Annotated in this window: 12 protein-coding genes; 8 read left to right on the forward strand and 4 right to left on the reverse strand. The window is 71.3% G+C overall.

Going from position 1 to position 7,895, the window contains the following annotated elements; all coding sequences use genetic code 11:
• Positions 1-63: 63 nt before the first annotated feature.
• Positions 64-1,488: an NsdA family TPR-like regulatory protein gene (locus tag ACTIDRAF_RS0226400; protein ID WP_016701613.1), complete on the reverse strand. Its 1,425-nt coding sequence runs from the start codon at positions 1,486-1,488 to the stop codon at positions 64-66.
• A gap of 279 nt (positions 1,489-1,767) precedes the next feature.
• Between ACTIDRAF_RS0226400 and ACTIDRAF_RS0226405 the strand changes: the two genes are divergently transcribed.
• The 7 genes from ACTIDRAF_RS0226405 to ACTIDRAF_RS32330 all read left to right on the forward strand — a co-directional run bounded on the left by ACTIDRAF_RS0226405 (position 1,768) and on the right by ACTIDRAF_RS32330 (position 5,309).
• On the forward strand, positions 1,768-2,049 hold the full coding sequence (locus ACTIDRAF_RS0226405) for a hypothetical protein (RefSeq protein ID WP_016701614.1): 282 nt from the start codon (positions 1,768-1,770) through the stop codon (positions 2,047-2,049).
• The gene (locus tag ACTIDRAF_RS0226410; RefSeq protein ID WP_016701615.1) at positions 2,046-2,576 is read left to right on the forward strand and encodes a hypothetical protein; all 531 of its coding nucleotides are present in this window, start codon (positions 2,046-2,048) and stop codon (positions 2,574-2,576) included. The genes ACTIDRAF_RS0226405 and ACTIDRAF_RS0226410 overlap by 4 nt, the downstream gene beginning before the upstream one ends.
• 14 nt (positions 2,577-2,590) lie before the next feature.
• Positions 2,591-2,851, forward strand: a complete 261-nt coding sequence (locus ACTIDRAF_RS0226415) for a hypothetical protein (protein WP_016701616.1) — start codon at positions 2,591-2,593, stop codon at positions 2,849-2,851.
• Positions 2,852-2,882: 31 nt separating this feature from the next.
• Entirely contained in the window at positions 2,883-3,842 is a 960-nt protein-coding gene (locus ACTIDRAF_RS32325; RefSeq protein WP_083886763.1) for an Imm1 family immunity protein, read from the forward strand.
• Between the two features lie 52 nt (positions 3,843-3,894).
• Positions 3,895-4,200 carry a DddA-like double-stranded DNA deaminase toxin gene (locus ACTIDRAF_RS33320; RefSeq protein WP_245533659.1) on the forward strand — a complete coding sequence of 102 codons (306 nt, stop codon included), beginning with the start codon at positions 3,895-3,897 and terminating at the stop codon, positions 4,198-4,200.
• Positions 4,197-4,646, forward strand: a complete 450-nt coding sequence (locus tag ACTIDRAF_RS0226425) for an Imm1 family immunity protein (protein WP_016701618.1) — start codon at positions 4,197-4,199, stop codon at positions 4,644-4,646. The genes ACTIDRAF_RS33320 and ACTIDRAF_RS0226425 overlap by 4 nt, the downstream gene beginning before the upstream one ends.
• A 66-nt stretch (positions 4,647-4,712) precedes the next feature.
• Positions 4,713-5,309 (forward strand): Imm1 family immunity protein, encoded by a 597-nt coding sequence (locus ACTIDRAF_RS32330; RefSeq protein WP_016701619.1) that lies wholly within the window; start codon positions 4,713-4,715, stop codon positions 5,307-5,309.
• 289 nt (positions 5,310-5,598) lie between these two features.
• Here ACTIDRAF_RS32330 and wrbA read toward each other — a convergent pair whose 3' ends face one another.
• Positions 5,599-6,213 carry an NAD(P)H:quinone oxidoreductase gene (gene wrbA / locus ACTIDRAF_RS0226435; RefSeq protein ID WP_016701620.1) on the reverse strand — a complete coding sequence of 205 codons (615 nt, stop codon included), beginning with the start codon at positions 6,211-6,213 and terminating at the stop codon, positions 5,599-5,601.
• A gap of 153 nt (positions 6,214-6,366) precedes the next feature.
• Between wrbA and ACTIDRAF_RS0226440 the strand changes: the two genes are divergently transcribed.
• The gene (locus ACTIDRAF_RS0226440; RefSeq protein WP_039789999.1) at positions 6,367-6,873 is read left to right on the forward strand and encodes a MarR family winged helix-turn-helix transcriptional regulator; all 507 of its coding nucleotides are present in this window, start codon (positions 6,367-6,369) and stop codon (positions 6,871-6,873) included.
• Positions 6,874-7,035: 162 nt separating this feature from the next.
• Here the strand turns inward: ACTIDRAF_RS0226440 and ACTIDRAF_RS0226445 are convergent, their stop codons facing one another.
• Both ACTIDRAF_RS0226445 and ACTIDRAF_RS34165 read right to left on the reverse strand, forming a co-directional pair.
• Positions 7,036-7,599: a pyridoxamine 5'-phosphate oxidase family protein gene (locus ACTIDRAF_RS0226445; RefSeq protein ID WP_016701622.1), complete on the reverse strand. Its 564-nt coding sequence runs from the start codon at positions 7,597-7,599 to the stop codon at positions 7,036-7,038.
• A gap of 43 nt (positions 7,600-7,642) precedes the next feature.
• Positions 7,643-7,895, reverse strand: a 253-nt coding sequence (locus tag ACTIDRAF_RS34165) for a hypothetical protein (protein ID WP_211215438.1), incomplete at its 5' end; no start/stop codon positions are given.

The following is a 7,895-nucleotide window of genomic DNA, read 5'->3' on the forward strand; positions in this document are numbered from 1 at the left end:
CGCCCACGGCCGATCGGCCGCCGAACCTGGCTGGTGCGGCGGCGCGGACGGCCAGGTCGTCGACTAGGTGGTCACCCCGGTCGAGCCCGGGCCGGAGGACGGGCGCTCACCGACGAGTTCGGTGATGCGCTCGTCCAGGTCGAGCAGCGCCGGGTGCCGTCCCCGCCCCCTGGCGCGTTGGCGGAGCGCCACCACCCGGTCGACGGTGCGGGCCGAGGACAGCTCGCCCATGTCGGCGAAGGCCTGACCGGCCACGGCCTCGGCCTGGTCGTAGTCCCCGAGTTCCAGGTGGGCGGCGGCGATGTGGATGCGGGTCTTGGCCCGCGCCGTCACCCTGTCCTCCGGCAGGGCGGCCGCCGCCTGTTCGAGCAGGGCGAGTCCCTGTTGGGGTCGGCCGGCGTCCCGCAGACACTGGCCGACATCGGAAATCAGGTCCGGCTCGCCGTAGAAGGCCAGCCACTCCGGCTCCGGCGGGCCGGGCCGGTCGAAGGCGCGTTGCGCCTCCTCGATCGCCTGCCGCGCCGAGCGGGCGTCGCCCACGAAGGCGAGCCCCCGGGCCTCGATGGCGTGCAGCCAGGCCGCGAACCTCGGGGTGGCCGCGCCCTCGGTCATCCGCAGCGCCGAGCGCGCCAGCGCCGCCGCGTGCGGACCGTGTTCCGCGCCGGTCGCCTGGCTGGTGGCGTTGCCGATGTCGATGGTCAGCCGGCTCATCTCGGCGAGCACGTTGGCCGCGAACAGCGTGTCGCCGGCCTGGGTGGCCAGGTGCAGGGCCTGCGCGTAGTAGCGCTGGCCCAGTGCGTGCCGCCCGCTGTCGGCCGTGGTCAGCCCGGCCAACCAGGTGGCCTGTGCCAGCGTGGAGAAGAGCTCTCGGCCGTGCTGTTCCGAGTAGGTGGCCTCCGCCGCCACCCTGGCCTCGTCGTGCACGAAGCGCACGACACGATCCCGCACCTGACCGCCGCCGAACCTGCGTTGCAGACTCTCGTAGTGCCGCACCATCTCGCCGAGGACCTTGATCTCGGCGGTACCGATGCGTCGCCCACCCCCCACCGCCGCCGTCGCCTCCGGCGGCGGGGCGGTCAGCGCCAGCCAGGCCGGCTCCGCGAAGGCACTCGCCGTGAACGCCGAGCCCAGCAGGAAATTGCGTCGGTTCAGGTCACGTCCGGACAGCTCCACCACGGTGCCCATCGTCCCACCCGGAGTGGGCGCGCGACGGAGCGCGTCGAAGGTGTCACCCGCCGTCCGGTGGTCGTCGAACCCGCAGGCGGTGACCGTCACCGGGTAGCCCAGCCGTCGCGACAGGGCCGAGGCGACGAGCCGGGGCACCGGATCGCGGGGCTGGCAGCCCAGCAGCATCCGCTTCACCGAGGTGGGACTGGTCCCGAGGTGGATGCCCTCCCGCGCGGCGGCCCGGACCACCGCGTTCGCCAGCCCCGTGTTGCTCAGCTCCGCCTCCGCCATCAGTCGGCGCAGGTCCTGGTTCCCGTGCATCGCGACCCCGTGTCGTCACCATCTGTTCTTGGTCAAGTCCGGAGAGTAGTGGTGGTTGAGGGGGGAATGGGAGGCGTTGGGGCTGGTCACGGCGAAGTGAGACCCCAGTAGGACCCCTGGGAGGGGACTGGGACTTCCGCCGGGCGGCGAGAGGTGGTGGGCGGGCCGTGGACGGAAGGCGTCCACTGTGGGACTGCCACGGCCGTTGATCCGGCGATGAGGTGGGGGTGTGGCCGTGCGCGCGGCCGCGAACCGTCATCGAGATCGGGGAACGACCACATGGGACGACGGAAGGGCAGTCCAGCCGAGATCGCCTCGGCCATCACCAGGCGCTACATGGACCGCTGGTCCTGGGTGTCGGAGGAGAAGCGGCTGCGGTACTACCAGGACTGGCTGCGGGAGATGGAGCCCTGCGTCACCGACGAGCCTGATCTCCACTCGGAGTGGGTGCGGACGATGGTGGACCAGCTCCGGCGGGTGGTGCGCGAGCTGAAAGCCAAGGAGGCCGAGCTGGCGGCAGCGGAGGACGCCGCCTCCACCGCTCAGGCAGCGACGCCGTGACCACCCCGGCTCCCCGAGCGGGCGTGTCCAGCGCCGTGCGCGCCGGGTTCGCCCCCGCCGTAGCGGGTGATCCCGTGACCGCCCTCCCGCCCGATGTCGTGATGCCGGGTCGCGAGCTTGCCCGGCTGGTGGTGTGGTGGCCGGAGCAGTACCGGCCGGTTCGCCTGGGTGTCGAGGCAGGCCGCCTTGGAGTCGTCCTCCGTCCGGAACACGCGCCCGCCGAACCGGTCGGGCTGCCCGGCGTGCAGGCCCGGCGGGTGGCCGGGGCGCTCCTGGTGCCCGACGCCGACGCGGTGGCGACCGTCATCACGGCCGGGCCGGGGGTGGTGGCCTCGCTGATGGTGACGACCCTGTCCCGCCTCGGCGGGAAGGTCCTCACCCTGACCTCCGCCGGTGCCCCGCCGCTGACGTGGGTGCTTCCCGTGCTCTGGCGCCCACCCCAGCCCCAGGGTCCCGCGCTCACCCACCCGCAGCAGGCCGGGGAGCTGATCGGCCGGGCCGCCTCGGCCGCCGAAACCCTTACCTGAACAGGAGAACCGGCGTGGACATGCAGCAGATCATCGGAGGCTTACAGGCCGCCAGCACCCTCCTGGAGCCCTACGGGCTCAGCCAGGAACAGGGCCGGATGGACGAGGTCGCCGGGCACCTGGCGGTGCTCAACGGCACCGCCAGGCACGCCGAGGTTGTGGCGCAGCTGGAGCAGATCCGCCAGTCGATCGCGATGGCCGCGAACCAGCAGCAGCAGTTGCGCGAGCAGTTGGTGCGGCTGATGGCCACGTTTCAGGGCGGCTTCGGGATCTGACCCGGCCCCTGGGCCGCCAGCCGGTGGGGCGGTGCACGGCACCCACGACCCCGCCCCGGCCGACGAACCGCCCCAGGGTCGTCCGCTGCCGCACCCGTCGAACACCCCGTGGGAAGCGGCCCCGGGGACAGGCGTCGCCTGGGTGGCCTGGGCCCGAGACCAGTTGCCGGAACGTCCCCGAGGCCGGGGCCAGACGACCGGGATCATCCTGGGAAGCTCTGACGGCAGCGGCGAGCGGATGGTGTCCGGCCACGAGCCGGAGTCGGACCTGGCGGGCCTCATCCTCGCCACCAGCGACGTGTTTCCGGAGCATCGGCTGCGGGACCTCGCCATTGCGGACGTGGCGCGCCACGTCGAGACGAAGCTAGCGGTACGCCAGGCAGAAGCCGGTGTCACCCACACGGTTGTCGTCCTCAACAACCGTATGTGCGACGGTCTTTACGGGTGTACGGAAGCAGTAGCCGCGATCCTGCCCCCGGGGGTTCTCCATGACGGTATGGGAACCAGGGCGCAGCCGACCGACCATCATCGAAGGGAAAGCCACGTGACAGTCGTTGTGACCGCGATCATTGACAATGATCGCTACTACGCCCGGACGGAGGAGGAACGAGCGGTCCTGATTCGCCGAATGGTGGACGAGGAGCATCCGGGATGGGCGTCACTCGTCTACGTCTGGGATCGGCCAGCGGGAGAGGGAAGCGGACGGCTGGCGTGGCCGGCGTGGCAGCTTCGGGTGTCCACTGAGCCGGGCCTCGGGGTGGGCGCGCTCAACTGGGTGGGGCCGGTTCCGAGTGATGAGCTGGGCCCATGGGACACTCTGAATTCCACGCCGATCGTCGGTGTCGCGGTCGAGTTCGACGGTTCCGTTCCCTCCTACTTTCCGCCGTCGGCGGTGCTGCCAATCGACGACGTGCGCCGGGCCGTTGCGGAACACTTCAACACGGGCCGCCGGCCGGAGTGCGTGCAGTGGCAGCCGGGCTATCGGTTCTGAGCCCACGACCGGCATTAACCTGAAGGGCCCCGAGGGCAGTGGCGAACGGGTGGTGTCCGGGCGTGGGCCGGAGTCGGACGTGGTGGGCCTCATTCTCGCCACCAGCGACCTGTTCCCCGAACATCCGCTGCGCGACCGCGCGCTTGCCGACGCCGCCCGTCACGTCGAGACCAAGCTAGCGGTACGCCAGGCAGAAGCCGGTGTCACCCACACGGTTGTCGTCCTCAACAACCGCATGTGCGGAGGCCATTGGGGTTGTACGAAGGCCGTGGCTTCGATCCTGCCCCGGGGATTCTCCATGACGGTATGGGAACCAGGGCGCAGCCGACCGACCATCATCGAAGGGAAAGCCACGTGACAGCCGTTGTGACCGCGATCATCAACAATGTCCGCCATTACGCGCGGGTGGAGGAGGAACGAGCGGCCCTGGTGCGCCGAATCGTGGACGAGGAGCATCCGGGGTGGGCATCACTCATCTTTGTCTGGGATCGGCCAGCGGGAGAGGGAAGCGGACGGCTGGCGTGGCCGGGGTGGCAGCTTCGAGTGTCCACCGAGCCGGACCTGGGAGTCGGCGCCCTCAACTGGGTGGGACGCACGCTGAGTGAGGATGAGCCAGGTTCCTGGGACAGTCTGAATTCCACGCCGATCGCCGGAGTCGAGGTCGAGTTCGACGGCGCCATCCCCTCCTATTTCCCTCCGTCAGCGGTGCTGCCAATCGACGACGTGCGCCGGGCGGTTGCGGAACACTTGTGCACGGGTCTCCGGCCGGAGTGTGTGCGGTGGCAGCCGGGGGATCGGTTCTGAGTCCGACCGAAGTCACTGGGGTGCCAGAAGCCGACGACCGGCGACGTCCTGGCGGCCCCGAGGGAAGTGGCGAACGAGTGGTGTCCGGACGGGGGCTGGAGTCGGACCTGGCGGGCCAGGTTCCTCGCCGCCAGCCACGTGTTCCCCGAACACCCCTGCGCGATACCGCGATCACCGACGTTCCCCGCCGCGTCGGGAGGGAGCTGGTGGCGCGGGCTGCGGGAACTGGTCGCCTCACGGTGGTCGGTACGACGGCCACGCGCGCGGCGGCCGGTGGGGACGGCACTGGTCCGGGCGGTCGTGGACGAACCGCACCCGGCCGGCCCCAGTCTCCTCTACGTCTGGGACAGGCCCGCCGGGCAGGGAGCCGGGCACGAGGCGTGGCCGGAGTGGCAGCTGAGGGTGTCCACCGTGCCTGACCAGGGGATGGGAGCGTTGAACTGGGCGGGTGACTCGCCGGACGGTGACCTCGGGCCCTGGGACACGTACAACCCGGGAGCCGATCTGGGCGGCTCCGCGCTCCTCTTCGACGAGTCCGCGCCCCTCTTCTTCCCCCTTTCCGCGACGCTCGCGCTCCAGGACGTGCGCCGAGCCGTCACCGAACATCTGCGGACCGGGCGTCGACCGGAGTGCGTCCAGTGGCAGCCGGGGGACTGGTACTGAATCGGCGGGTTCCTCGGCGTGCTGAGGACGTGGTGAGCCAGGCGGGGGCGGGGGCCCGTGCCGTTTCGACGGGCGGCTTCCGGGACTTCCGTCAGGACTGACCTCGGTTCCTCACAGCCACGTCGCCGGCCATGTGCTGCTGGCAGCGTCGTGGACAGGGGGCCTGCGGAGGTGGACGAGCGGGCGCGGCGCGGTCGGGCCCCTGCCGTCCGTTCTTCGGAGGCCCGGGTCGCCACCCTCCGCCTGGTGGCCGACATCCCCGGGGGACGCCGACCACCGGCCGGGGAATTCAGGCGGCCAGGCCAGCCTTGAGGGCCTGGGCGATCCGGACCACGCGGCGGGCCTGCACGCCGGCGGCGGTGCGGGTCACGTCGTTGACGGGGTTGCTCCCCTGGGCGTCCACATGGCTGGTGCCGTAGGGGTTGCCGTCGACGAACTTCGAGCCGTCGGTGAATCCGGGGCTGACGAGGATGCCGCCGAAGTGGTGGATGGTGTTGTACAGCGCGAGCAGCGTGGACTCCTGGCCGCCGTGCAGGGTGGCGGAGGAGGCGAAGCCGCTGTAGACCTTGTCGGCCAGCAGGCCCTGCTGCCACTCGCCGCCGAGGGTGTCGATGAACTGCTTGAGCTGGGCGGCGATGTTGCCGTAGCGGGTGGGGGAGCCGAAGATCACCGCGTCCGCCCACACCACGTCGTCAGCCGTGACCTCGGGGACGTCGGAGGTGGCCTCGACGTTCGCCCGCCAGGCCGGGTTGGAGTCGATGGCCGCGTCGGGGGCCAGCTCGGGCGCCTTGCGCAGGCGCACCTCGGCACCGGCCTTCTCGGCCTCGGCGACCAGGGTGCGGGCGATCTCCGCGATGGTGCCGGTGGACGAGTAGTAGATGACGCTCAGCTTGACCTTGCTCATGGGGGTGTTCGTTCCTCTCGGTCGGGGGTCAGCGGACGACCCGACGCGAGGTTAAACATTAAACATCTTCCACGCAAGAAGTTCGCTGGGAAGATGTGTTCGGCTACACTCGCCGCGTCCGAAAGGTGGGACGAGGGGAGGAGGGACGTGCTCATGACCGGCGCGCGTGACGCGGGCCCCACGGCCGACGACGAGATCATCACCTGGTGGGGGCTGGTCATCGAGGGCTACCACGCGACCCAGAGCCGCATCCAGGCCGAGATCGGCGAGCGCTTCGACCTGGCGCCCGCCTCCTTCGACATCCTGCTCCGCCTGGTCCGCAGCCCCGACCACCGGATGCCGATGACCCGGCTCGCCCACGAGGCCGCCCTCTCCAGCGGCGGTTTCACCAAGGTGGCCGACCGGTTGGTCGCGGCCGACCTGATCCGGCGACACCGTTGCGACCGGGACCGCCGGGTGACCTACGCCGAACTCACCGACCACGGGCTCGACGTCGCGACCCGGGTGCGGACGGCCAGCGCCGAGATCCTGCGCCGCCGTGTCCTCGCGCCCCTCGGGCCGGAGGACTCCCAACGGCTCGCCGACGCGATGCGCGCCCTGCGCGAGGTCAACGGGGACACCCAGGAGGGTCGGCCGGCCGGCCGACCCGACGCCTGCTGACCAACGCCCCACCCGGCGCGGCGTCCCCGCTGGCGGCACCCACCGCACCGCACCACCAGCCCGTTCGGGGACTCGTCCACCCCCGGGGCGCGCATCCGTTCACCGGCGAGCCGGGCAGTGGGCGAGCCAGTCCCGTGGGTCGCCCAGGGGAAGGGGACCGGGTCAGGAGCCGGGCGCGGGGTCGATCGCGGGAAGGCCGTCGATGCTGACCGCGTTGCGGGTCGCCAGGTAGGTCGCCGCGTTCTCGTCGCTGCGGCGCCCGTTGTGCCGGGTCAACAGGTCCCGGTCGGCCACGTAGTCCAGGAGGGGGAGCGAGAAGCCGCAGGAGTCGCTGACGCGGGTCACCTCCACGTCGATCACCGCCCGCAACCTCGGCGCCGGCTCGACCTCGAACCGCGACACGAGATCGGCGAAGTCCGGATCCGAGGGCAGGACGGCACGGCCCCTGCCGTGGAGGCGGACCACGTTCGGCGCGCCGGAGAAGGCGCAGAACATCAGCACGATCCGCCCGTTCTCCCGCAGGTGCGCGATGGTCTCCACTCCGCTGGCCATGTAGTCGAGGTAGGCGACCCGGTGCTCACCCAGGACCGTGAACGTGCCCCGCATGCCCTTGGGGGACACGTTCACGTGCCCCTCGGCGCCGGCGGGCGCGGTGCCCACGAAGAACACCGGTTGCGCGAGAACGAAGTCGCGCAACCGGCCCTCGATCTTCTCGTATAACTTCACGCCACCATTCTGACCGGGCGGTCAGGCCTGTCGGCGAGGACGGTCAGCTCTCGATCCAGTTGTGGCCACGAGCCAGCTCCAGCAGGCGGGTGCGCACCTGAACGACCTGGGCGGCGGTCAGTGTCGGCGCCGCGTCGAGCAGCGCCTCCGTCAGCTCGACCCGGAACTCGGCGGCGGAGAGGACGTCGCACATGCCGTCCTCCTCGTCCTCCCGGCCCGTCGGACGCGGCGCCGGAGCGGCCAGCCTCGCCGGAGCGGCCGCCGAGGACACCGCCGGCGAAGACGAGCCGGACCTC

The organism is Actinoalloteichus spitiensis RMV-1378 (genome assembly GCF_000239155.1).
Classification (GTDB): Bacteria; Actinomycetota; Actinomycetes; order Mycobacteriales; family Pseudonocardiaceae; genus Actinoalloteichus_B; species Actinoalloteichus_B spitiensis.